Source organism: Aquitalea palustris (assembly GCF_003693445.1).
Lineage (GTDB): Bacteria > Pseudomonadota > Gammaproteobacteria > Burkholderiales > Chromobacteriaceae > Aquitalea > Aquitalea palustris.
Map to the genome: position 1 here is coordinate 71,640 of NZ_RFAR01000046.1, position 21,160 is coordinate 92,799.

General features: G+C 60.6%; 27 protein-coding genes. 18 read left to right on the forward strand and 9 right to left on the reverse strand.

What is annotated here, in order from left to right; translation table 11 throughout:
* Nucleotides 1-347: 347 nt before the first annotated feature.
* From EAY64_RS11675 to EAY64_RS11705, 7 genes are all read left to right on the forward strand, one after another.
* Entirely contained in the window at nucleotides 348-887 is a 540-nt protein-coding gene (locus tag EAY64_RS11675) for an AAA family ATPase (protein ID WP_103524936.1), read from the forward strand.
* A 200-nt stretch (nucleotides 888-1,087) separates the two neighbouring features.
* A complete protein-coding gene (locus EAY64_RS11680) occupies nucleotides 1,088-1,303 on the forward strand; it encodes an RNA-binding S4 domain-containing protein (protein WP_103524937.1) in 216 nt (71 codons plus the stop codon).
* Complete coding sequence (locus EAY64_RS11685; RefSeq protein WP_103524938.1) at nucleotides 1,303-1,494, forward strand: oxidoreductase-like domain-containing protein; 192 nt, start codon at nucleotides 1,303-1,305, stop codon at nucleotides 1,492-1,494. Before EAY64_RS11680 ends, EAY64_RS11685 begins: the two co-directional genes overlap by 1 nt.
* 3 nt (nucleotides 1,495-1,497) lie before the next feature.
* Nucleotides 1,498-2,364, forward strand: a complete 867-nt coding sequence (locus EAY64_RS11690; protein ID WP_103524939.1) for a 3',5'-nucleoside bisphosphate phosphatase — start codon at nucleotides 1,498-1,500, stop codon at nucleotides 2,362-2,364.
* Between the two features lie 20 nt (nucleotides 2,365-2,384).
* The gene (locus tag EAY64_RS11695) at nucleotides 2,385-3,005 is read left to right on the forward strand and encodes an L-threonylcarbamoyladenylate synthase (RefSeq protein WP_103524940.1); all 621 of its coding nucleotides are present in this window, start codon (nucleotides 2,385-2,387) and stop codon (nucleotides 3,003-3,005) included.
* A gap of 73 nt (nucleotides 3,006-3,078) precedes the next feature.
* On the forward strand, nucleotides 3,079-3,720 hold the full coding sequence (locus EAY64_RS11700; RefSeq protein WP_059287331.1) for a site-2 protease family protein: 642 nt from the start codon (nucleotides 3,079-3,081) through the stop codon (nucleotides 3,718-3,720).
* Between the two features lie 14 nt (nucleotides 3,721-3,734).
* Entirely contained in the window at nucleotides 3,735-4,931 is a 1,197-nt protein-coding gene (locus EAY64_RS11705) for a tryptophan--tRNA ligase (protein ID WP_103524941.1), read from the forward strand.
* An 81-nt stretch (nucleotides 4,932-5,012) separates the two neighbouring features.
* Here EAY64_RS11705 and EAY64_RS11710 read toward each other — a convergent pair whose 3' ends face one another.
* Entirely contained in the window at nucleotides 5,013-6,005 is a 993-nt protein-coding gene (locus tag EAY64_RS11710) for an arginine deiminase-related protein (RefSeq protein ID WP_158604673.1), read from the reverse strand.
* Between the two features lie 101 nt (nucleotides 6,006-6,106).
* Between EAY64_RS11710 and EAY64_RS11715 the strand changes: the two genes are divergently transcribed.
* The 6 genes from EAY64_RS11715 (at nucleotide 6,107) to greB (ending at nucleotide 11,395) form a co-directional block, all read left to right on the forward strand.
* Nucleotides 6,107-7,003: a LysR family transcriptional regulator gene (locus tag EAY64_RS11715; protein ID WP_103524943.1), complete on the forward strand. Its 897-nt coding sequence runs from the start codon at nucleotides 6,107-6,109 to the stop codon at nucleotides 7,001-7,003.
* Entirely contained in the window at nucleotides 7,000-7,830 is an 831-nt protein-coding gene (locus tag EAY64_RS11720) for a segregation and condensation protein A (RefSeq protein WP_103524944.1), read from the forward strand. Before EAY64_RS11715 ends, EAY64_RS11720 begins: the two co-directional genes overlap by 4 nt.
* 145 nt (nucleotides 7,831-7,975) lie before the next feature.
* Complete coding sequence (scpB, locus tag EAY64_RS11725; RefSeq protein WP_103524945.1) at nucleotides 7,976-8,608, forward strand: SMC-Scp complex subunit ScpB; 633 nt, start codon at nucleotides 7,976-7,978, stop codon at nucleotides 8,606-8,608.
* A gap of 640 nt (nucleotides 8,609-9,248) precedes the next feature.
* Complete coding sequence (rluB, locus tag EAY64_RS20630) at nucleotides 9,249-10,214, forward strand: 23S rRNA pseudouridine(2605) synthase RluB (protein WP_226034215.1); 966 nt, start codon at nucleotides 9,249-9,251, stop codon at nucleotides 10,212-10,214.
* A gap of 107 nt (nucleotides 10,215-10,321) precedes the next feature.
* Nucleotides 10,322-10,774, forward strand: coding sequence for an NUDIX domain-containing protein (locus EAY64_RS11735; RefSeq protein WP_147456213.1), 453 nt, complete (start codon nucleotides 10,322-10,324; stop codon nucleotides 10,772-10,774).
* A 66-nt stretch (nucleotides 10,775-10,840) separates the two neighbouring features.
* Nucleotides 10,841-11,395, forward strand: coding sequence for a transcription elongation factor GreB (gene greB, locus EAY64_RS11740; protein WP_103524948.1), 555 nt, complete (start codon nucleotides 10,841-10,843; stop codon nucleotides 11,393-11,395).
* Nucleotides 11,396-11,475: 80 nt separating this feature from the next.
* Here the strand turns inward: greB and EAY64_RS11745 are convergent, their stop codons facing one another.
* Entirely contained in the window at nucleotides 11,476-11,931 is a 456-nt protein-coding gene (locus tag EAY64_RS11745) for a MarR family winged helix-turn-helix transcriptional regulator (RefSeq protein ID WP_103524949.1), read from the reverse strand.
* A 201-nt stretch (nucleotides 11,932-12,132) separates the two neighbouring features.
* Between EAY64_RS11745 and EAY64_RS11750 the strand changes: the two genes are divergently transcribed.
* Nucleotides 12,133-13,287 (forward strand): aminotransferase-like domain-containing protein, encoded by a 1,155-nt coding sequence (locus EAY64_RS11750; RefSeq protein ID WP_103524964.1) that lies wholly within the window; start codon nucleotides 12,133-12,135, stop codon nucleotides 13,285-13,287.
* A gap of 61 nt (nucleotides 13,288-13,348) precedes the next feature.
* Here the strand turns inward: EAY64_RS11750 and EAY64_RS11755 are convergent, their stop codons facing one another.
* Genes EAY64_RS11755 through minC form a run of 4 tightly spaced genes read right to left on the reverse strand, consistent with a single transcriptional unit; the run spans nucleotide 13,349 to nucleotide 16,105 of the window.
* Nucleotides 13,349-14,290: a LysR substrate-binding domain-containing protein gene (locus EAY64_RS11755; protein ID WP_103524950.1), complete on the reverse strand. Its 942-nt coding sequence runs from the start codon at nucleotides 14,288-14,290 to the stop codon at nucleotides 13,349-13,351.
* A 3-nt stretch (nucleotides 14,291-14,293) separates the two neighbouring features.
* On the reverse strand, nucleotides 14,294-14,551 hold the full coding sequence (minE, locus tag EAY64_RS11760) for a cell division topological specificity factor MinE (protein ID WP_059286884.1): 258 nt from the start codon (nucleotides 14,549-14,551) through the stop codon (nucleotides 14,294-14,296).
* Between the two features lie 3 nt (nucleotides 14,552-14,554).
* On the reverse strand, nucleotides 14,555-15,367 hold the full coding sequence (gene minD, locus EAY64_RS11765) for a septum site-determining protein MinD (RefSeq protein WP_103524951.1): 813 nt from the start codon (nucleotides 15,365-15,367) through the stop codon (nucleotides 14,555-14,557).
* Nucleotides 15,368-15,391: 24 nt separating this feature from the next.
* The gene (minC, locus tag EAY64_RS11770) at nucleotides 15,392-16,105 is read right to left on the reverse strand and encodes a septum site-determining protein MinC (protein WP_103524952.1); all 714 of its coding nucleotides are present in this window, start codon (nucleotides 16,103-16,105) and stop codon (nucleotides 15,392-15,394) included.
* 354 nt (nucleotides 16,106-16,459) lie between these two features.
* Here minC and EAY64_RS11775 point away from each other — a divergent pair, with 354 nt between their 5' ends.
* On the forward strand, nucleotides 16,460-17,032 hold the full coding sequence (locus EAY64_RS11775) for a phasin family protein (RefSeq protein WP_059286881.1): 573 nt from the start codon (nucleotides 16,460-16,462) through the stop codon (nucleotides 17,030-17,032).
* A gap of 64 nt (nucleotides 17,033-17,096) precedes the next feature.
* Here the strand turns inward: EAY64_RS11775 and EAY64_RS11780 are convergent, their stop codons facing one another.
* The gene (locus tag EAY64_RS11780) at nucleotides 17,097-17,819 is read right to left on the reverse strand and encodes a hypothetical protein (protein WP_103524953.1); all 723 of its coding nucleotides are present in this window, start codon (nucleotides 17,817-17,819) and stop codon (nucleotides 17,097-17,099) included.
* 9 nt (nucleotides 17,820-17,828) lie between these two features.
* Nucleotides 17,829-18,728, reverse strand: a complete 900-nt coding sequence (locus EAY64_RS11785) for a LysR family transcriptional regulator (RefSeq protein ID WP_103524954.1) — start codon at nucleotides 18,726-18,728, stop codon at nucleotides 17,829-17,831.
* A 206-nt stretch (nucleotides 18,729-18,934) separates the two neighbouring features.
* Between EAY64_RS11785 and EAY64_RS11790 the strand changes: the two genes are divergently transcribed.
* A complete protein-coding gene (locus EAY64_RS11790) occupies nucleotides 18,935-19,144 on the forward strand; it encodes a hypothetical protein (RefSeq protein ID WP_103524955.1) in 210 nt (69 codons plus the stop codon).
* 122 nt (nucleotides 19,145-19,266) lie between these two features.
* On the opposite strand, the gene ppa is transcribed toward EAY64_RS11790, so the two are convergent.
* A complete protein-coding gene (ppa, locus tag EAY64_RS11795; RefSeq protein ID WP_103524956.1) occupies nucleotides 19,267-19,794 on the reverse strand; it encodes an inorganic diphosphatase in 528 nt (175 codons plus the stop codon).
* A 127-nt stretch (nucleotides 19,795-19,921) separates the two neighbouring features.
* On the opposite strand from ppa, the gene coq7 reads away from it, so the two are divergent.
* Both coq7 and EAY64_RS11805 read left to right on the forward strand, forming a co-directional pair.
* Nucleotides 19,922-20,542, forward strand: a complete 621-nt coding sequence (gene coq7 / locus EAY64_RS11800; protein ID WP_103524957.1) for a 2-polyprenyl-3-methyl-6-methoxy-1,4-benzoquinone monooxygenase — start codon at nucleotides 19,922-19,924, stop codon at nucleotides 20,540-20,542.
* 69 nt (nucleotides 20,543-20,611) lie between these two features.
* Nucleotides 20,612-21,091, forward strand: a complete 480-nt coding sequence (locus tag EAY64_RS11805; protein WP_103524958.1) for a RidA family protein — start codon at nucleotides 20,612-20,614, stop codon at nucleotides 21,089-21,091.
* Nucleotides 21,092-21,160 lie beyond the last annotated feature (69 nt).

Consider the following 21,160-nt stretch of genomic DNA (forward strand, 5'->3'; position numbering starts at 1 on the left):
AAATGGCCATTGCCTAAAAAACAGGCAGCCAGTAAAACCCTGTCGTGTTTCATGTACTTAGCCAACTTGCCCACAGACCGTACACAAGGCTGTCCCCGCGCAGTGTGTAAAACTGCGGTGACACTGCCCGGCACAGCCAGACAGCGGCAAACAGCTAATTGCCTAAAAAACAGGCAGTGGCGGGAAGCCTGATTGCTTTCAGCAACTTAGCCTGTTTGTCCACAGCTCACGCACAAGGCTGTCCCCGCTGGCTGTGCGAAACCGCGCACCGTGTGCAGAAATGCGCGGCAACACTACTGGCAGGCTGCCTCCCGACGTATAATCAGACTCTTTGCCGGTGCTGTGCAGTGTCAGTCATCAGAATCGCCGTGATCGGGCCGGAATCCTGCGGCAAGAGCACCTTGTCGCTGCAACTGGCGGCTGCCTTGTGCAGCCAGGGCTTGCGTGCCGTGGCCGTGGCCGAATATGCGCGCACCTATTACGCCGTACGCGACTATCAGGTGAGCATGGCCGATATCGAAGCCATCGCCGCCGGCCAGTTGCAGGCCGAGCAGCACGCAGCAGCAGAATACGACTGGCTGGTGTGCGATACCACGGTGCTCACCTGCAAGATCTGGGCCGATGTGGCGTTTGGCCAGCCTTCGCCGGCCCTGCTGCAGCTGTACCGGCCACAAGACTACCAGTTCACCTTGTTGACTGCGGCCGATATCCCCTGGCAGCCGGACCCGCTGCGCAGCCATCCCGAGCAGCGCGACTGGCTGCTGGGCTTGTACCAGGCCGAACTGGCGCGCCAGGGCGTGGCCTATACCCTGCTGCAGGGTGGGCAGGCCGAGCGGCTGGCGCAGGCCTGGCAGGCGCTGGGTCGTGCCGGTTTGCCTAAAAAATAAGCAGTGGCGACAAAGCCTTTATATTTCATGGCTTTGTCCCCATTTTCCACAGCTACCCCACAGTCCTGTCCCGCAGGCAGGTGGAAAAGCGGCAGTGTCTGCCTAAAAAACAGGCAGTGCGAAAAATGGCTTTTCGCTCAAACAGTTGCAGGCCTTGTCCACAGCCGGTGCACAAGCCTGTCCAGAATGGATGTGTAAAAATGAATGAAATCTACAAACTGAGCACCGAATACATCGCCCTGTGCGATCTGCTGAAAAGCTGCAGCGTGTGTTCCTCTGGTGGTGAAGCCAAGCATTACATTGCCGAGGGCAATGTGGCGGTGAATGGCGTGCAGGAATTGCGCAAGACCTGCAAGATCCGCGCCGGTCAGGTGGTGAGCGGGCAGGGCTTTACCATCAAGGTGGTGGCCGCCTGATGAGCGAGCCGTCCCCGCCGGCGGCGGATGCTGCCGATCCCATGCCGGAACCGCCGTTTGAGGTGAGCGACGACATGTGCTGCGGCAGCGGCTGCGATCCCTGCATTCTCGACACCTATCAAGCCGAACTGCGCGACTACCGCAGCCGGCTGGCCGCCTGGCAGGCGCGGCACAACAAGGACGGACAATAAGCCATGGCCAGTATCGATCTGCATTTTCATTCGCACGCCTCCGATGGCGCGCTGCCACCGGCCGAGGTGATTGCCCGTGCCGCCGAGCGAGAAGCCACGCTGGTGGCGCTGACCGACCACGACTGCACGCGCGGCCTGGCCGAAGCCCGTGCCGCCGCCGCGATCCATGGCGTGGATTTTCTCGACGGCGTCGAGGTATCGGTTACCTGGAATGGCAAGCACACCGTGCATATTGTCGGCCTGGGCATCGACCCCGAGCATGCCGGCCTGCTGGCTGGCCTGCAGTCCATCCGCGATGGCCGGGTGGAGCGTGCGCGTGAAATGTCCGACTCGCTGGCCCGCATCGGTATCCACGGGGCATTCGAAGGGGCGATGGCGGTATGCGAAAACCCGGAAATGATAGGCCGTACCCACTTTGCCCGTTTCCTGGTCAATAGCGGCGAGGTGAAAGATGTCCGCACCGTTTTCCGCAAATACCTGACCCCGGGCAAACCCGGCTATGTGCCGCATGAATGGACCAATCTGGCCGATGCAGTGGGCTGGATCGTCGCCTCCGGCGGCATGGCGGTGATCGCCCATCCCGGCCGCTACGATATGGGGCGCACGCTCACCGAGCGGCTGATCCTGGATTTCAAGGACGCTGGCGGCCGTGGTATCGAAGTGGCCAGCGGCAGCCACAGCCTGGACGACATGCACAAGTACGCGCTGATTGCCCAGCGCTATGGCCTGCTGTCCAGCGCCGGCAGCGATTTTCATGCACCGGGCGAAGGCGGCCGCGACGTCGGCCGCACCGATGACCTGCCGCCCATCTGTCAGCCGGTGTGGCAGGCATTGCAAGAGCGCATCATTCGCGCCCCGCACGCGGCATAAACCAACACAAAAGCACACACATGGCACAGTTCTTCATGATTCACCCGGACAATCCGCAAGCGCGGCTGATCCGGGAAGCTGCCACCATCCTGCGGGGTGGCGGCGTGGTGGTGTATCCCACCGATTCCTGCTACGCGCTGGGCTGCATGCTGGGCGACAAGCAGGCGATGGAGCGCATTCTGGCCATCCGCCAGATCGAGCTCAAACACCACCTGACCCTGGTCTGTCACAACCTGTCCGAGCTGGCCAACTACGCCCGCGTCGACAACAGCCAGTTCCGTCAGCTCAAGGCGGCCACGCCGGGCAGCTACACCTTCATCCTGCAGGCCACCAAGGAAGTGCCGCGCCGCACCTTGCATCCCAAGCGCGCCACCATCGGCCTGCGCGTGCCGGACCACAAGGTGGCGCTGGCACTGCTGGAAGAGCTGGGCGAGCCCATCCTGTCCTGTACCCTGCTGCTGCCGGGTGATGAGGAGCCGTTGACCGACCCGTATGAAATCCGCGAACGGCTGGAGCACAGCGTGGATGCGGTGATTGACGGCGGCTGGTGTGGCACTGATCCGACGACTGTGATCGACATGACCGACGGCGTGGAACTGCTGCGCCGTGGCAAGGGCGACCCGGCCGTTTTCGGTTTATAGCCAGCCCGGCTGGAACCCTGGCCGGCTGTCCCCATCTAGTAGTGGTTCATCTTACCCAAACAGAAAAGAAGCTATGGGCGATACCTCTCAACTGATCCAGCAGATCAGCATCTATGCCTTGCCGGTGCTGCTGGCCATTACCCTGCACGAAGCCGCGCATGCCTATGCCGCCAAGCGTTTTGGCGATGCCACCGCCTATATGCTGGGGCGCATGACGCTTAACCCGCTCAAGCACATCGACCCGGTGGGCACCGTGCTGCTGCCGCTGCTGTCGCTGATGATGGGCGGCGTGCTGTTTGGCTGGGCCAAGCCGGTACCGGTGAATTTTGGCGCGCTGCGCAATCCGCGCGTCGGCATGCGCTGGGTGGCGGCTGCCGGCCCGCTGGCCAACTTCATCATGGCGGTGCTGTGGGTCTTGCTGCTCAAGCTGGCCATCGTCATGAACAACAGCTATTCCGAGCCGCTGGCGCTGATGAGCAAGGCCGGCATCAATATCAACGTCATGCTGATGGTGCTCAACCTGCTGCCACTGTTGCCGCTGGATGGCGGGCGCATCGTGGAAAGCCTGCTGCCGCCGGGTCTGGCCTACAAGTATTCGCGGCTGGAACCCTATGGCATGTGGATACTGATCGCACTGATCTTTACCGGCGTGCTCATGCCGCTGCTCAATCCGCTGCGCCAGCTGGTGTATCATCTGCTCAGTCTCTTTTTCTAACTGGAATCCGCTCCATGTTTGCCAACCGCATCCTTTCCGGCATGCGCCCCACGGGCAGCCTGCACCTTGGCCACTACCACGGCGTCATCAAGAACTGGGTAGAGCTGCAGAGCAGCCACGATTGCTATTTCATGGTGGCCGACTGGCACGCCCTCACCACCAATTACGATAATGTCTCCATCATCGAAAAGAGCATCTGGGACATGGTGATCGACTGGCTGGCGGCCGGCGTCGACCCGGACAAGGCCACGGTGTTCCTGCAATCCAAGGTGCCGCAGCATGCCGAGCTGCACCTGGCGCTGTCCATGGTGACACCGCTGTCCTGGCTGGAGCGTGTGCCCACCTACAAGGACCAGATCGAAAAACTGTCCACCAAGGACCTGGGCACCTACGGTTTCCTCGGCTACCCGCTGCTGCAGGCCGCCGACATCCTGGTGTACAAGGCCGGGCTGGTGCCGGTGGGCGAAGACCAGGTGCCGCATATCGAACTGACCCGCGAAGTGGCGCGCCGCTTCAACAACCTGTTTGGCCGCGAAGCCAACTTCGACGAGCTGGCCCAGGCCGCCGCCAAGAAAATCGGCAAGCAGGGCAAGCAGTTCATGCAGCAGCGTACCGCCTATCTGCAAGACGGCAATGCCGAAGCCCTGCAAGCTGCGCGCGAGATTCTGGCCGCCAGCCAGAACCTGGGCGTGGCCGACCGCGAACGCCTGGCCGGCTGGCTGGAAAACAAGGGCAAGACCATTCTGCCGGAACCGGAAGCCAAGCTGACCGCTGCTTCGCGCATGCCGGGCCTCGACGGGCAGAAAATGTCCAAGTCCTACGGCAACACCATCACCATGCGCGAAGCGCCGGAGCAGGTGAGCAAGAAGGTCAAGGCCATGCCGACCGATCCGGCCCGCGTACGCCGTACCGATGCCGGCAATCCGGAAAAATGTCCGGTATGGCAGCTGCACCAGGTGTACAGCGATCACGACACCCGCGAATGGGTGAAGCAGGGCTGTACCAGCGCCGGCATCGGCTGTCTGGATTGCAAGCAACCGGTGATCGAAGGCGTGCTGCGTGAACAGCAACCGATGTTCGAGCGGGCCGAGCAATATCTGACCCATCCGGACCGGGTCAAGGAAATCGTGTTCGAAGGCTGTCGCCGTGCCGAGCAAGTGGCAAAAGAAACCATGACTGACGTGCGTGCCGCCATGGGGCTGGGTTTCTGATTCACCACACAGTTAGCAGTCAGTCAAAAAGCCGGAACCATGTGTTCCGGCTTTTTTATTGCATTCTTGCGGCGTCCAGTTTCAGTGCTCGACACGCGGCAGGAAGATTTCTGCCAGCATGCAGCGGCAACTGCCGCCACCGACTGCTTCAATGGTGGGGATGGGGTTGACCACCGGCTGGCCATGACGCTCCAGCACCTTTTGCTGTTGCGGGGAGAAGCCATTCCAGGCGCGCTGTGACATGGCCAACAGCGGCGTGCCGTCCTGTGCTGCCAGCTGCAGGATATTGCCGCAGAAGTGCTGCTCCACTTGCTCGTGGCTGATGCGGATCACCTCATGCGTGGATTCCAGCGCCTCCAGTACCCGGCGTCGTTCTTCCGGCTGGTACAGGCTGTCGGCGCAGATCACCGCAATATCCTGCCCCACCGACATCATCACATTGCTGTGATAGATGGGGACGCCGTGGCTGTCAGCGGTGTCGAACAACTGGACATCTTCCAGCCCGCGCAGCCTGGCGTAGCGATACAGCGCCAGCGGATGGCAGCGCTGCGAGCGCGCGGCATACACGCGGTGGCGGGCGTGGTCGAAAATCATCACCCCGGTGCCTTCCAGGATCAGTTCTTCTTCCCACGGGTGGCCCACCCAGCTGATCTGGTTGATCTGGTAGCCATGGCCCAGCAGCAGCCGTGCCAGTTCTTCCACCCGCCGCTCCTGGCGCCGGTTGGGGGTATGCATGGGGTAGACATGCAGGCTGCCATCAGCGCTGGTGCTGAACCAGTTATTGGGAAATACCGCATCCGGAGTGGCAATGCCGTCGGGGCTTTTTTCCAGCACCATCACCTGCAGGCCGTGTTGCTGCAGGCGCTGTACCATGGCATCGAATTCCGCCATGGCCTGTGCGGTGACGGATGCCGGCGGCAGGTTCAGCCGATGCTGGAACACATTGTCGGCACCGGTTTGTTCGTTGAAGGCAAGGTCGACCGGACGCACCATGACCACGGCACGCGCCAGTTGTGCTTGTGGCGGGCGGGTCAGCGACAGCGGCGCGATCCAGGGTAGATTCTGATTTCCCATGTAATGGTTTCGGAGGCAAAGTGTGGATGGTGCTGGTATAGTAGCCAGACCCACATCAAACAAAAAGTTGGATTTGTTTGACATCTCCATAATGATTTGGAATGGATTTTCATCTAGCCGCCCTCAAGGCCTTTGTCAGTGCCGCGCGCGAGTCTTCATTTTCGCGCGCCGCCGATTGCCTGCACCTCACCCAGCCCGGCCTGTCCAAGCGCATTCGCAGCCTGGAGGATGCCCTGCGGGTGGAGCTGTTCGACCGCATCGGTCGGCGCACGGTGCTGACCGAGGCCGGCCGCGCCTTTCTGCCTTATGCGCTGCGCATCCTGGCCGAAGCCGAGCAGGCCGGCCAGCTGCTGCGCAGCCTGCAACCGGCGCAGATCGGCAAGCTGCATCTGGCTACTACCCAGCATATCGGCCTGTACTATCTCAAGCCCTTGTTGGCGGAGTTTGTGCGCCAATATCCCGGCATCGATTTGACGGTGGATTTCAAGACCTCGGCCGAAACCCACAAATTGCTGTGTCAGGGCGAGCTGGAGCTGGGCTTCATGTCCGAGCCGCCGCTGCATGAGCAGGCGCTGGAGTATGTCGAGGTGCTGAACGAGCGGCTGTGCTTTGCCGTGGCACAGCAGCATCCGCTGGCCTTGCTCGAGGCGCTGACGCTGCAGGATCTGGCGCGCTACCCGGCGCTCTTGCCCGGCAGCAATACCCGTTGTCGCCGGCTGATCGAAAACCTGTTCCAGCAGCATGCCACCCCGCTGGATGTGCGCGAGCCATCCAATTATCTGGAGGCGCTGCGCATGCTGGTGGAAGCCGGGCTGGGCTGGAGCGCCCTGCCCGAAGTCATGATCAGCAGCGGCCTGTGCCGGCTACCCTTGCCGCAATACGAGCCGGCCCGCACCATCATGCTGGCCTATCACCGCAAAGTCAGCCTGTCCGGCCCGGCGCGGCTGTTTCTGGAATGGCTCAAAGAGCACCCGCCTGGCTTACACTCTGTCGCATGAGCACCCAGACCACCCCAGCCGACTTCACCCTGACTGCGCCGGAACTGCCGGCCGGCCTGCCCATTGCCCACGTCTTTGGCCAGCCGGTGCTGGAAGTGCCGCAGGATCTGTTCATTCCACCTGATGCGCTGCAGGTGATTCTGGAAAGCTTCGAAGGCCCGCTGGATTTGCTGCTCTACCTGATCCGCAAGCAGAACCTGGACGTGCTCAATATCCCGATGGCCGACATCACCCGCCAGTACATGAGCTATGTTGATGCCATGCAGGGCGAGCGGCTGGAGCTGGCGGCCGAATACCTGCTGATGGCGGCCTTGCTGATTGAAATCAAGTCGCGGCTGTTGTTGCCGCGCCCGCAGCTGGATGAAGAGGGTGAGCCGGACGACCCGCGTGCCGAGCTGGTACGCCGTCTGCTGGATTACGAACAGATGAAGCTGGCCGCGCTGGCGCTGGACAAGTTGCCGCAGGCTGATCGCGACTTTGCCTGGCTGGCGGTGCTGATCGAGCAGGGCGCCGAAGCGCGCCTGCCCGATGTGGCAGCGGTTGATCTGCGCCAGGCCTGGCTGGCGATTTTGTCGCGGGCCAAGCACAAGCGCAGCCACAAGGTGGAAAAGGACGAGTTGTCGGTACGCGAGCAGATGAGCTGGATCCTGCGCTATCTCAGTGAGCGCGAATACGTACCGTTCGAGGAACTGTTCGAAGTCGACAAGGGCGTGGCGCACCTGGTGGTCAACTTCATTGCGGTGCTGGAACTGGTGAAGGAGGGGCTGATCAAGGTCAGCCAGGAAGTGGCCTACCAGCCGATTTACGTGCGTATCGCCATCAGCTGATGGCCGCGACTGTTGCGCGCATGACAGTAGCGCGTCAATTGACCGTGTCGCTGGGCAGGAAATCAGGTAAAATCCGCGCCTTCCCCGCGCAATGTATATTTTTTCGCCCCCAGTCCTGTGCGCAGGCCGGGCGAGACCTGGTCCGATGTCCACCATCACCGACTTAAACTATCTCAAGATCGTGCTGGAAACGGCATTGTTGACCGCGACGGAACCCTTGTCGGTATCCCAGCTCAAAAAGCTGTTTACCGAAGACATCAAGGCCAGCCTGCTGAACGACATTCTGGAAGACATCCAGGCTGACTGGCGTGGCCGTGGTGTGGAACTGGTGAAACTGGCCAGCGGCTGGCGCTTTCGGGCCCGGGCCGAGTTCACCCCCTACCTGTCACGGCTGAATCCGGAAAAACCGCCGCGTTATTCACGCGCCGTGATGGAAACCCTGGCGATTATCGCCTACAAACAACCTGTTACCCGTGGTGATATCGAATCCATTCGTGGCGTTTCGGTGTCCACCAGCGTGATGCAAACCCTGCTGGAGCGGGGATGGATTGAAGTAATCGGGCACAAGGACGTGCCCGGCCGGCCGGGGCTGTATGCCACCACCCGCAAGTTTCTGGATGATCTTGGCTTTGTTTCGCTAAGGGACCTGCCACCACTGGCAGACTTGGGAACACTGGTCATACCCGATGCCCAGCCACAAGAGATCGGCAGCGATGACGCCGAAGACACTCTCCCCCTCGACGATGAGGCGGACAATCTGGAGCCACAGGCAGAATAGGCTGGACGCCGTTTTGCTGTGCGCTCGTAATGAAAGAGCATGATTTATGTCTAAAGGACAAAACAACGCCCGCCAGCCGGTGGCGCGTGTAAAGGGCCGCGAATCTTCTCCGCGCCGTCAGCCCGATGCGCCGCGCGGCAACGCCCCGCAGCAACAGGGTCGTGGCAAGCCGGGAGGCTTTGGCAAGGCGCGCAATCCGCAGGACGCGCAAGGCCAGGGCCAGGGTGGCAAGCCGCAGGGCCGTCGCCCGGCTGCACCGCGTGATGCCTATGGCAACCTGATGCAATCGCAACCCCATGCCGCACCGCATGAAAGTGCACCGCTGTTCAAGATGAGCCGTTCCGAACTGGCCCAGTTGGAACTGCAACGCCAGGCCCGTGGCCAGGTGGTGCGTGGTGAAAACGGCGAGCCCAATGGCAATGTAGCCGAGCCGAAGAAGCCGGCTGCCGGCCGTCGCAAGGAAACGGTCAACCGCCGTGGCGAAGTGCAGAGCAACCCCACCGGTAGCGGCAAGCGCAGCCAGTCGGAAAACAACCGCCAGCAGCAAGCTGCCCGTCGCCAGGAAAAGGCCGAGCGTCTGCAAGGCCAGGGTGGTGAGGCATTGCAGCACGAGCGCCGCTTTGGCAACAAGAATGCCGCCATGCCGGTAGCCGATGGTGAACAAAGCCCGCGCGAACAGCGTCGTGCACCGGCCGCGGGCAAACCGCGCGCAGAAGGCAAGTCGCTGGTAATCAAGGCAAAAAAGTTGCGTCTGCGCAGCCCGAGTCAGGACGTGAAAGAAAAGTCCAAGCGGCTGCGCGAGGTGCGCCTCGACAAAGAACAGATTGAGCCGGTTCGCCTGCAAAAGGCGCTGTCGGCTTCTGGCGTCGGTTCCCGTCGCGAGATGGAAGAATGGATCGAAGCCGGCCTGGTGCTGGTAAACGGCAAGAAAGCCAGCCTGGGCGACCGCGTGGGTCCGGAAGACCGCGTCACCGCCAAAGGCGACGTGATCAAGCTCAAGTGGGCCGACCGCCTGCCGCGCATCATCATGTACCACAAGCAGGAAGGCGAAATCGTTTCCCGCGACGACCCGGAAGGCCGTGTCAGCGTGTTCGAGCGTCTGCCGCAAGCCAAGAGCAGCCGCTGGGTGGCCGTGGGCCGCCTGGACGTGAATACCTCTGGCCTGCTGCTGATCACCACCAGTGGAGAACTGGCCAACCGCATGATGCACCCCAGCTTCGAAGTGGAGCGTGAATACGCGGTGCGCGTGCTGGGCGAGCTGACCCCGGAAGTCGCCAAGGAAATGACCGCCGGCGTGGAACTGGAAGACGGCCCGGCCGCTTTCCAGCGCGTATTCCAGCGCGGTGGCGCGGAAGAGGGCGCCAACCAGTGGTACAACGTGGTGATCAAGGAAGGCCGTAACCGCGAAGTGCGTCGCATGTTCGAACACTTCGGCCTCACCGTCAGCCGCCTGATTCGCGTGCGTTTCGGTAATCTGGGCCTGCCGCCGCGCCTGAAGCGTGGCCAGTTCTACGAACTGAACGAAGCCGAAGTGGCGGCGGTGATGAAGTGGTCTGACCTGACCATGACCGGCCGCAAGAAAACCCGCGGAAGCAAGGCAGAGTGAGCCGTGGCAGCTGGCCGTTGCTGACGGCATTGGCTGCGCGCTGCTGCAAATGGGTGACCGCCTGGCGGTCGCCCGTTTTGCTTTCGGTTGGCGCGCAGGATGTGACCGTGCCGCCGGCTGCCGCAGCGGGGGGCAGTGGCCTGCTGGGCATGCGTCGCGGACCGCGCGCCTCGGTAGTCATCATCCAGGATGGTCGCCTGCTGATGATGCAGCGGATCAAGCAGGGCAAGGAGTACTTCGTCCTGCCTGGTGGCACCATCAAGGCCGGCGAAACCCCGGCCATGGCCTGCGTGCGTGAAACCCGCGAAGAAACCGGCCTGAGCATCTGGCTGGCCGAGCAGCTGTGCACGCTGGAGCACAAGGGGCGCATCGAGCATGTGTTTCTGGCCAGCAAGTTTCGCGGCACGCTGCGGCTGGGTGGCCCGGAGCTGGCACGCATGACGCCAGACAATCAATACCATCTGCTGTGGCTGGATTACGCGCAACTGCAGCAGGTGAAGCTGCGGCCGAAGAATCTGCTGGTGCACTGCCGGGAATGGCTGTGGCCGGTTGACGAGTGACAGCTTGCCGCTGCCGCCATTATCGACGTAAGGTAGCGGATTGCAGCGCAAGGCAGGGAAGCAGGCATGAGCAAGGCATTTACCAAAGAGAATGACGAGGCCGAAGACGATCTGCCAGTCGAGCAGCGGCTGCCGGCCTCCAGCAAGAACTACATCACTCCCGGCGGCTGGCGTCGGCTGAAGGATGAGCTGTACCAACTGGTCAACAAGGAAAGGCCGGAGGTGGTGCAGGTGGTCAACTGGGCGGCCAGCAATGGCGACCGCTCGGAAAACGGCGACTATCTGTACGGCAAGCGCCGGCTGCGCGAAATCGACCGCCGCATCCGCTTTCTGACCAAGCGGCTGGAGCTGGCCGAAGTGGTCGATCCCGAAGCGCGCGAAGCCACCGACCAGGTATTTTTCTCCGCCACCGTGCTGATCGAGCGCGGCGATGGCAGTGAGCAGCTGCTGAGCATTGTCGGGGTAGACGAGATTGATCTGCCTCGCGGCCATATCAGCTGGATTTCGCCGATTGCCCGTACCCTGATCAAGGCGCGTGAGGGGGATAGCGTGCTGTTTCGTGGCCCGGATGGCGACGAGGACATCGAAATCCTTGAAGTACGCTACGAGAAGATCAGCTAGGCCGAAATCTCCTGCAGCCAAACAAAAAGCCCGTGTCGCAAGACGCGGGCTTTTTTCATATTGCTAAAGCAGGGACGGGATTAATGCTTGGCGTCCTCGGCGTCTGCGCGGCCAGCCAGTTGGCTGTTCACGGCCATCCAGTCGCGGGTGGCCGTGTCGCCAATGCGGCTGAAGGCCTGGCTCAGCAAGCGAGCCTGCTCCTTGTGCAGGGCTTCTTCCAGTTTGCGGCCTTCGCCGGTCAGCGTCAGTTGCTTCACCCGCTTGTCGTGGCTGGCGGCCACGCTGGCAATCAGCCCCATCTCCACCAGTTGGCGCAGCGGCATGTTGATGGCCTGTTTGGTCACGTCCAGCGCGCTCAGCAAGTCCTTGACCGACAGGCCGGGGTAGCGCGCCACGAAGAACAGTATGCGGTGATGCACCCGGGCCAGGCCACGCCGGGCCAGTATCTCGTCTGGCTTGGCGGTAAAGGCTTTGTAGGCATGGAAGAACACTTCCATGGCTGCGCGCAAATCAATCGCGTTATCGCTGTCAGGCATGTTGACGACATCCCCTGTCAGGGGTAAATTAGGTCAAAAAAATTGACGTTTATTGTTTATTGGGCTGGCGCAGTAGCAGACCATAAAGCGGTAGCAGAAGGAACCATCCTTACTGCTGCAGGAGCTGGGCTTCCGTAGGCTTACCACCCTCGGCCACGGCAATATGGCAGACATGCTGGTGCGACAGTCATGGAGATTACCATGTTTTCAGAACGTATCGAACGACTGATGGGTTCGCTGATCCGCGAAATTCTGGCCGCTGCTCAGCGCCCGGAAGTCATTTCCTTTGCCGGTGGCTTGCCGGCGGCCAGCTGTCTACCACAGCTGGACTTCAGCGGCCTGCCGCCTGATCTGGCGCAATACGGCACGACCGAGGGTGAACCGCAGTTGCGCGAACTGATTGCAGCCCAGGCCAGAGCGCTGGGCCTGCAGTGCACCGCGCAACAAGTACTGGTGCTATCCGGCTCGCAACAAGCCATTGATCTGGCATCCAAGCTGTTCATCGATCCGGGTACACCGGTGGTAACCGAAGGACCGACCTATCTGGCGGCCTTGCAGTCCTTCAAGCTGTTTGGGGCTGCGATTACGGCGGTTGCCCAGGAAAATGGCCAATTGCCGCCGGCCAAACTTGAGCAGGCCCTGCGTACGGCGAAGCCACGGCTGACCTATCTGATCCCCAGCTTCCAGAATCCGTCCGGTGCCTGCTACAGCGAGGAAAACCGCCGTGCGCTGGCCGAGGTGATCGACGCCCACGGCTTGCCGGTGTACGAGGACGATCCTTACCGTGCCCTGTCTTACGATGGCGAAGCACCGGCACCGCTGGTGAGTCACTTGAAGAAGACGCCGTGGATTTATGCCGGTTCCTTCTCCAAGACCCTGGCTCCGGGGCTGCGTATCGGTTATCTGATCGCCTCGCCCGAGCTGTATCCGCATCTGGTCAAGCTGAAGCAATCCACCGATCTGCACAGCAACCGTCCGGGACAGTGGTTTATTGCCCAGCAGCTGGCCGATCCGGCGTTTCCGGCCCATCTGCAGTCGCTGCGCGATACCTACCGCGTTGGTCGTGATGCCATGCAGGCCGCACTGGAAAAGCATTTTGCCGATCTGGCCGACTGGCAGGTTCCCAAGGGTGGCTTGTTCTTCTGGCTGACCCTGAAACAGCCGCAGGACACGCGTGAACTGCTGAAGACTGCATTGGCCGAGTGCAATGTCGCCTTCATGCCGGGTGAACCGTTCTACCCGAATCCGCAAGATGGCATTGGCCATTTGCGCCTCAACTTCAGCCATGCTGCGGTTGAGCGTATTGATGAAGGCATTGCCCGGCTGGCTGAGTTGGTGCGTGCGGCTCACCGTTAAGGAATTGCTGCAATGAAAAAGCCGCTCTCAGGAGCGGCTTTTTTTATCTGCAGTGTCCGGGTCAACTGCCGAGTGGGCCTTCGTTTTCCAGCATGTCCACGCCGGCCAGACCAGAGCGGAACACCGCTTGCTGCAGGGTTTCCACCGCTTTTTTGCGGAAAAACTGCTTGCGGGTCACCAGCAATACCCGGCGTTGCGGTGCCGGTTCCTGGAAGGGGCGGATGGACAGCAGGCTGTCATCACCAGGGCCGATGGAGGTGGACGGCATCACGGTAACCCCCATGCCGCTGGCCACCATGTGACGAATGGTGTTAAGCGAGCTGCCCTGCAAGGTGGTGGCGAGGCCGGACTGGTGGTTCTGCTTGCTGGCCAGTTCGCTGCAGGCCTGCAACACCTGGTCGCGGAAGCAGTTGCCCTGGTTCAGCAGCAGTACGCTCTCGTCAGTCAGCTGGCTGGCCTCGATGCAGGCCAGCTTTTCCCATGGATGGCCCTTGGGTGTGGCGACCACGAAGGATTCGTCATAGAGCGGCCAGGTCATGGTGCCGGCCTCTTCGAAAGGATCGGCGACGATGATGGCGTCCACTTCACCGCGCTTGAGCATTTCTGCCAGGCGGCTGGTGTAGTTCTCTTCCAGAATCAGCGGCATGTCCGGTGCCAGAATGCGCAGGGCCGGAATCAGCTTGGGCAGCAGATAGGGGCTGATGGTGAAGATCACCCCCAGCTTGAGCGGGCCGACCAGCTCGTTCTGGTGTTCGCCAGCCAGCCGCTTGACGGTTTCGGCTTCTTCCAGCACCCGTTGCGACTGCTCGATGATGCGCTCGCCAATTTCCGTCACTGCCACTTCCTGGCCGCCACGTTCGAACAGGGTGATGCCCAGTTCGTCTTCCAGCTTCTTGATGGCGATGGACAGGGTGGGCTGGCTGACAAAGCAGCTTTGTGCGGCGCGGCCAAAGTGGCGCTCGCGCGCCACTGCCACGATGTAGCGGAGTTCGGTCAGCGTCATGGTTTAGCGCTGATGCTCCGGTAGCACGATATTGACCTCCAGCACCTCAAAGTCATCCTGGCGTTCTACCTGCACCTTGATGTCATCCAGATTGACCGCCACGTATTTGGAGATCACCTCCATCAGTTCACGTTGCAATGCAGGCAGGTAGTCAGGGGCGCTGCGACCATTGCGCTCGTGCGCCAGAATGATCTGCAGACGTTCTCTGGCGATGGCGGCCGTTTTCTGGCGCTTGCCGAACAGAATGTCGATTAGGGACATGGTTTAACCTCCGAACAGGCGCTTGAGCAGGCCCACCTTGGGCGCGTCCAGGAAGCGCATGGGGCGATCTTCGCCCAGGAAACGTGAAATCACGTCGGAATAGGCCTCGGCTACATCGCTGCCTTTCAGGTGAATGGCCGGTGTGCCGGAGTTGGAGGCTTGCAATACGGTTTGTGATTCCGGAATCACGCCGATCAGCGGCACGCGCAGGATTTCCTTGACGTCGTCCACCGACAGCATTTCGCCCTTGTCGACGCGGGCCGGCGAGTAGCGGGTAATCAGCAGGTGTTCCTTGACCGGATCACCACCTTGCTCGGCACGGCGTGATTTGGAAGCCAGAATGCCCAGGATGCGGTCGGAGTCACGTACCGAAGACACTTCCGGGTTGGTGACGATCAGTGCTTCATCGGCAAAGTACAGTGCCAGCAGGGCACCCTTTTCGATACCGGCCGGCGAGTCGCAGACGATGAACTCGAAGCCGCTGTCGGCCAGTTCCTTCAGTACCTTCTCCACGCCCTCTTGCGACAGGGCATCCTTGTCGCGGGTTTGCGAGGCCGGGATGATATAGAGGTTGTCGCAGTTCTTGTCCTTGATCAGCGCCTGGTTCAGCGATGCTTCGCCATTCACCACATTGATCAGGTCGTACACGACACGGCGTTCGCAACCCATGATCAGGTCCAGGTTGCGCAGGCCGACGTCAAAGTCGATGACCACAGTCTTGTGTCCACGCAGGGCCAGGCCGGATGCAAAGCTGGCACTGGTGGTGGTTTTGCCGACACCACCTTTGCCGGAAGTCACGACGATGATTTTTGCCACGGTAAATCCCTTTGGATAATTGAATTATTCGCCAAGCGCGGTCATGACCAGGCGCTCGTTTTCAAGATAGATCTGGGTAGGCTTGCCCTTGATGCTGTCGGGCAGTGCCTGTTCGATAGTGCGATAGACCCCGGCAATGGAAACCAGTTCGGCTTCCATGCTGCGCACGAAAATGCGGGCTGCGGTGTTGCCGCGTGCGCCGGCCAGTGCTCGGCCACGCAGCGGGGCATAAATATGAATATTGCCGTCGGCAATGACTTCGGCACCGGCACTGACCATGGCCAGTACCACCAGATCGCCACCACGGGCGTAAATCTGCTGTCCGGCACGCACCGGGCGGTCGATGATCATGGCGGCCACCGGGGCTGGAGCGGCGGCTACTTCCACTGGCTTGGCTACCGGTTCGCTCAGGTTCTGGCGCGGCGGGGTGCTGCTGCGTACATAGGCCAGGCCATAGCGGCTGGCCACCTCGGCCATGCTGCTATCCGGATGACGCAAGGCAACGGCACGGATGCCATGGCGGCTGAGCAGGGGCAGCAGGCGGCCGTAATCGGCGTCGGCTGCGGCTGCCAGGGCTTCCACATCCAGCAGGAAGGCTTCGGCCGGAGCATCACCGGCCGGGCCGAAACGGGCCTCCAGCGCAGTGGTCAGTTCTTCCGGATTGTCCGTGCGGAGAATCAGGGCCAGCAGATCCAGGCTGGCAGATTTGATGTCAAAGGCGGTGACCGCAGAGCTCATGGGTAGGCTTTATATAAATAGATTTCTTCTATGGAGCGAGTGTACTGGCTTGCCGTCCCCCTTTCAATGCCGGTGAACTAATCGGCGGGCACGGCATTCTGTTGATATTGCGCTGCAAAAAAATCAGCCAGCCGGGTGCAGGCTGGAATTGTCGTAATACTGTCATCCATTTGGAATGTTGGTGTTGTAAAAAAACATACAAAATAGCTGTTTACGCAATTGTGCAGTGCAGCATTTTCTTGACCGGCAGCAATGATTTGGTTAAATTACATTTGCTGCTGTGCAGCATTGGCGGCGAAACGGTTGTTGTGACTGTTAAAGCTGAGTTGTATTTCGACATTTCCAGGAGTAGCCATGTTTACCAACACCCAAGAATTTTCTGCTCTCGGCCAGGCGCAGTTCGACAAAGCCGTTCGCCTGTCCTCCATCGTTCTGGCCGGCGCCGAGCGCTTTGCCAACCTGCAGCTGGAACTGACCCGCAAGCTGCTGGACAACAATGCCAAGCACTTCAAGGCACTGACCGAAGTGAAAGATCCCAAGGCATTTGCCGAGCTGCAAACCAGCCTGGCACAGCCCAGCCTGGATCAGGCTTTCAGTGTGGCACGCGAAGTTTACGACGTTGCTGTTACCACCCAGGGCGAACTGAGCTCTTTCGTGGAAGAGCAACTGGCAGAACAGAACAAGCTGCTGCTGAGCAATCTGGACCGTCTGTCCAAGAATGCTCCGGCGGGTTCCGATGTTGCCGTTTCCGCACTGAAGACCTTCGTTAACAGCTCCAATGCCGCTTTCGAAAGCGTGTCCAAGACCGCCAAAAAAGTCAGCGCCGAAATCGCTGAAGCCAGCGTAGAAGCTGCCAGCACCCAGGCCAAGGCCACCGCTGCTGCGGTAAGCCGCAAAAAGCCGGCTACGCCTGCTGCTACTGCCTGATTTGTTGCAGTAATACAGAAAACCCGCCAATCGGCGGGTTTTTTATTGCCTGCCATTCTGCCGGTTAAGACGGGTGCAGGGTGGTGAACACCTGCTGCAGCATGCTGTGCAAGGTGTCGCGCTGTTGCATGGCCAGCACGATGAGGATGGCCAGATTGGCGGCAAAGTGGCTTTGTGCTGCAACGGGCAGGGCGAAGTTGCGCCTCGCCTCGCTGGCACTGCAGGCCGCCGCGTCTATCCCCTGGCGCTGCAGATAGCCGGCGGAGAGCAAATACAGCTTGTCGGCCAGTTCACTCTGCTGCTGCATGAGCGCTTCCCAGTTGATGCTGCAGGGTTGGCCATTGGCCGGTAGCTGTTGCAGGGCCAGTTGCCAGGCATGGCGCATGGCATTGATGACATGCAGGGTATAGCGGGCGCTGCCGGGCGGCCCGCAATGCAGCCAGCCTCCTGCCAGGGGGGCGGCGCAATCCAGCCAGCTGCGGGCTTCGCTGGTGGCTGTCAATTCGCCGCCGCATAGCAGCATGAAACCGAACTGCTCTCCTTGTGGCAGCCATTGGCCACACACTTCCAGCAAGGCAATCCCGTGCTGTTGGCAATGCCCGGCGCGTTGCAGCAGGTGGTGGCTGTCATCTGCCGCCAGGTCCAGCCAGCAGCTCTCCCCGGCAAAGCCTTGCCAGTCGCCTGGCAGCCATGCCGGCCGTGCGCCAGCGGCGCGCAGCAGGCTGCGTGCTTGCAGGCGCTGGCTAAGCCAGTGCAGGTGAGGAGCGCTGCCCTGAGGCTGAAACATCGCTTGGCCTTATATGATCAGTTGCTGTTGCTGGATGGCCAGTGCCAGGTTGTCAATGAACCAGGCCAATGCCTTGCCGGGAGACTCTTCTTTCCATGCGTAAAACATCTTGGTGCAACCGCGCTTTTCCTTGAGTGATTTTTCCACAAGTTGGCCGTTTTGCAGATAGGGCGTGGCGAGCATGCGCGGCAGGTAGCCTATGCCCAGCCCTGCTGTCATCAGTGCGAGCTTTGCATCCAGTGTATGCACGGTCAGCACATCCTGCCCGTTGAGTATGCCTGCGGTACGTGTCGGCAGGCGGCGCGAAGTGTCGCCCAGCGAAATAATCCGGTGCTGGCGCAAGGTGTGGGCGGACAGCGGCTCGGGTGCGCTGGCCAGCGCATGCTGCGGGCTGACCAGAAAAACGAAATCGATGGTGCCGATTTCCCGGTAGAAGTAGTCCCCTGCCGGCGGGTGGCCGGGTGCGCCCAGCACCAGATCGGCACGCGCATCATACAGTGCATCCCAGATGCCGCCGAAAACCTCGCGGGTAAAGCGCAATTGCGTGCCGCTGTTCAGCTGGTCGAAGCGGGCGATCAGCGGAATGAGCTGCTCGAAGGGGATGAGGTCGCCGATGGTGATGACCAGCTCGCTTTCCCAGCCGGCGGCCTGCTGCAACAGCCGGTGTTCCACCGTGCGTGCGGCATCCAGCAGATTGCGGCCATCGCGCAGCAGGATTTGTCCGGCGGCCGTCAGGCGGGCGCGGTGCCCGCTGCGGTCGAATAGCTGGACGTCCAGGTCTTGCTCCAGCTTCTGGATCACGTAGCTGACGGCGGAAGTGACCCGGTGCAATTCGTCGGCAGCAGCGGCAAAGCTGCCGTTGCGATCGATGGCATCCAGTACCAGTAGGGCATCCAGAGAAATTTTCATGTTCGAATTTTTTGAATGAACTGTTCAGATCATTTCGCTATCAACAGGAATGACTCGCGTTTAATATCTGTCTCACCAACCCGGTGCAAGTGAAAAGACAGTTTTTCAAGCATTAATTGTACAGGCCTATCTTATTTGGTCATCAAAATAATTGAAAAACATTGAGAGTCTGCTGCTTGCATCCTGCTAAACGAATGGAGTGAATCATGTTGAAGAAATTGATGCTGGCCCTTGTTGTTTCTAATGCCCTGGTCGCCACTGCCATGGCCGAGAGTGATGTACGCAGCCGTCCGGACAAGGATGCTGTGCAAAAGTACGAACAGCAGTTCAGCCAGAGCGATGCACAGCGCAAGGCTGCTGATGATTATGCCGGCAAGGCTATTGCCGCCAATGCGGCCGATTATCGCAACCACTAAGCAGGCTGCCGGCAGTTTCCCTGCCCGGCATCCTCTGAATGCAAAAACGCCAGTGCATGCACTGGCGTTTTGTCTTGTCGGCATGGACAAGCTGCCCGCACAGGCGGGCGCGGTAGGCAGGCTTACTTGCCGAAGCGGGCAATGCCTTCCACCAGTTCGGTCTTGGCATCTTCCAGCGTGCCCCAACCGTTGATCTTGACCCACTTGCCCTTTTCCAGATCCTTGTAGTGCTCGAAGAAATGCACCATCTGCGCACGCAGCAGTTCCGGCAGGTCTTCCAGCTTCTGGATGGACTTGTACATCGGGCACAGTTTTTCTACCGGTACGGCCACCAGTTTGGCATCCACGCCGCCGTCGTCTTCCATCTTGATCAGGCCCAGGGCACGACAGCGGATCACCACGCCCGGCGGCAGCGGGAAGGGGGTTACCACCAGCACGTCGACCGGGTCGCCATCGCCAGCCAGGGTTTGCGGCACGAAGCCGTAGTTGGCCGGGTACATCATGGAGGTACCCATGAAACGGTCAACCACCAGGGTGTTCCACTCTTTGTCGAATTCGTATTTGATCGGCGCAGCGTTGGCGGAGATTTCGATCACGACGTTGAAGTCGCCCGGCATGTCTTTGCCCGGGCCGATGAGTTCCAGGTTCATCAGGCAGAATCCTTTGTTAATGGTGGTTGTTTACATGGAAATTCTTGCAGGATTATATCAGCAGCTGCCGTCTTGTGCGGTGCACGGGTATAATCTTTGACGGATTTGTGCACCAGTCGGGAACACTATGTTTGACACGCTGATTACCGAATTTGACAAGGGTCTGCGCACCCTGTTTGCGCCGGCGCAAAGCCAGCGGCCACGGCCAGATGCCGGGCTGGAGGAGGCAGAACTCAGCACGGCGGAAAAGCGCCATGCCATGGGCCTGATGCGGGTGAATCACTGTGGTGAGGTTTGCGCCCAGGCACTGTATCAGGGCCAGGCACTGACGGCGCGTAATCCGGCCGCACGTGAGGCATTGCAGCATGCGGCTTTTGAAGAAGTGGAACATCTGGCCTGGACGGAACAGCGCATTCGCGAACTGGGTGGTCAGCCCAGCCTGCTGGGGCCGCTGTGGTATACCGGCTCGCTGGCCATTGGCGTGACGGCAGGCTTGCTGGGCGACAAGTGGAACCTGGGTTTTCTGGAGGAGACCGAACATCAGGTTGGCGCTCACCTGGATAGTCACCTGACGGCGCTGCCCGAGGCGGATGCCAAAAGTCGCGCCATTGTCACCCAGATGCGGGATGACGAGTTGCGCCATGCCGACATGGCGCATGAGTTTGGTGCAGCCAGCCTGCCGGCACCGGTTAAGGGCTTGATGAAACTGACTGCCAAGCTGATGACGGCGACCAGCTATCGCGTATAGTTGGCAGGGAAGGTCCGCTTCACGTCCAGACGCCACCTGAATGGTGGCGTTTTCATTGGAGAAGAGACAATGGCAGAAACCAGGGCAGAGCGCTTTTTGCAGCACGCAGCGGCAGTCGGTTTTGATGTGGACGATGAAATACGCGTTGGCGGGAATTATCAGGCAGTTGTCCGGGATGGCCATCTCTTGTATGTCAGCGGGCAGGTGCCGCGCATCGGCAGTGAGGTGGTAGTGAAAGGCGCGGTAGGCGGAGAGGTGGATCTGGCTGTGGCACAGCGGGCAGCGCGCATTGCCGTGTTGCGTTGCTTGGCATTGCTGCGACGGGAGTTGGGCAGCCTGGACCGGGTTGCGCGGATGTTGACCATGACGGTGTATGTGCGTTCGGCGGCCGGTTTCACACAGCAGAGCGAGGTGGCTGATGCAGCATCGGAGCTATTGCTGCAGGTGATGGGCGATGCCGGACATCATGCACGTACATCGGTGGGAGTGGCTGAACTGCCCAAGGGCGCTGCAGTAGAGATTGCCTTGCAGGCTCGTGCGGAGAGCTGATATTGCGCGGGCAATGAAAAAGCCCAGTCTGGCGACTGGGCTTGATCTTGAATCCTGGCGTCCCCACGG

Bases quoted from the DNA above. Each gene is read 5' to 3' on its own strand.
- minC (WP_103524952.1), bottom strand. From the start codon at position 16,105: ATGAGCTCTGCGGTCACCGCCTTTGACATCAAATCTGCCAGCCTGGAT.
- EAY64_RS11805 (WP_103524958.1), top strand. From the start codon at position 20,612: ATGGCAGAAACCAGGGCAGAGCGCTTTTTGCAGCACGCAGCGGCAGTC.
- EAY64_RS11690 (WP_103524939.1), top strand. From the start codon at position 1,498: ATGGCCAGTATCGATCTGCATTTTCATTCGCACGCCTCCGATGGCGCG.
- scpB (WP_103524945.1), top strand. From the start codon at position 7,976: ATGTCCACCATCACCGACTTAAACTATCTCAAGATCGTGCTGGAAACG.
- EAY64_RS11775 (WP_059286881.1), top strand. From the start codon at position 16,460: ATGTTTACCAACACCCAAGAATTTTCTGCTCTCGGCCAGGCGCAGTTC.
- EAY64_RS11780 (WP_103524953.1), bottom strand. From the start codon at position 17,819: ATGTTTCAGCCTCAGGGCAGCGCTCCTCACCTGCACTGGCTTAGCCAG.
- EAY64_RS11745 (WP_103524949.1), bottom strand. From the start codon at position 11,931: ATGCCTGACAGCGATAACGCGATTGATTTGCGCGCAGCCATGGAAGTG.
- coq7 (WP_103524957.1), top strand. From the start codon at position 19,922: ATGTTTGACACGCTGATTACCGAATTTGACAAGGGTCTGCGCACCCTG.
- EAY64_RS11705 (WP_103524941.1), top strand. From the start codon at position 3,735: ATGTTTGCCAACCGCATCCTTTCCGGCATGCGCCCCACGGGCAGCCTG.
- EAY64_RS11695 (WP_103524940.1), top strand. From the start codon at position 2,385: ATGGCACAGTTCTTCATGATTCACCCGGACAATCCGCAAGCGCGGCTG.
- rluB (WP_226034215.1), top strand. From the start codon at position 9,249: ATGCCGGTAGCCGATGGTGAACAAAGCCCGCGCGAACAGCGTCGTGCA.
- EAY64_RS11715 (WP_103524943.1), top strand. From the start codon at position 6,107: ATGGATTTTCATCTAGCCGCCCTCAAGGCCTTTGTCAGTGCCGCGCGC.
- EAY64_RS11700 (WP_059287331.1), top strand. From the start codon at position 3,079: ATGGGCGATACCTCTCAACTGATCCAGCAGATCAGCATCTATGCCTTG.
- EAY64_RS11755 (WP_103524950.1), bottom strand. From the start codon at position 14,290: ATGACGCTGACCGAACTCCGCTACATCGTGGCAGTGGCGCGCGAGCGC.
- minE (WP_059286884.1), bottom strand. From the start codon at position 14,551: ATGTCCCTAATCGACATTCTGTTCGGCAAGCGCCAGAAAACGGCCGCC.
- EAY64_RS11685 (WP_103524938.1), top strand. From the start codon at position 1,303: ATGAGCGAGCCGTCCCCGCCGGCGGCGGATGCTGCCGATCCCATGCCG.
- EAY64_RS11710 (WP_158604673.1), bottom strand. From the start codon at position 6,005: ATGGGAAATCAGAATCTACCCTGGATCGCGCCGCTGTCGCTGACCCGC.
- EAY64_RS11680 (WP_103524937.1), top strand. From the start codon at position 1,088: ATGAATGAAATCTACAAACTGAGCACCGAATACATCGCCCTGTGCGAT.
- EAY64_RS11750 (WP_103524964.1), top strand. From the start codon at position 12,133: ATGTTTTCAGAACGTATCGAACGACTGATGGGTTCGCTGATCCGCGAA.
- EAY64_RS11785 (WP_103524954.1), bottom strand. From the start codon at position 18,728: ATGAAAATTTCTCTGGATGCCCTACTGGTACTGGATGCCATCGATCGC.
- EAY64_RS11790 (WP_103524955.1), top strand. From the start codon at position 18,935: ATGTTGAAGAAATTGATGCTGGCCCTTGTTGTTTCTAATGCCCTGGTC.
- greB (WP_103524948.1), top strand. From the start codon at position 10,841: ATGAGCAAGGCATTTACCAAAGAGAATGACGAGGCCGAAGACGATCTG.
- EAY64_RS11720 (WP_103524944.1), top strand. From the start codon at position 7,000: ATGAGCACCCAGACCACCCCAGCCGACTTCACCCTGACTGCGCCGGAA.
- ppa (WP_103524956.1), bottom strand. From the start codon at position 19,794: ATGAACCTGGAACTCATCGGCCCGGGCAAAGACATGCCGGGCGACTTC.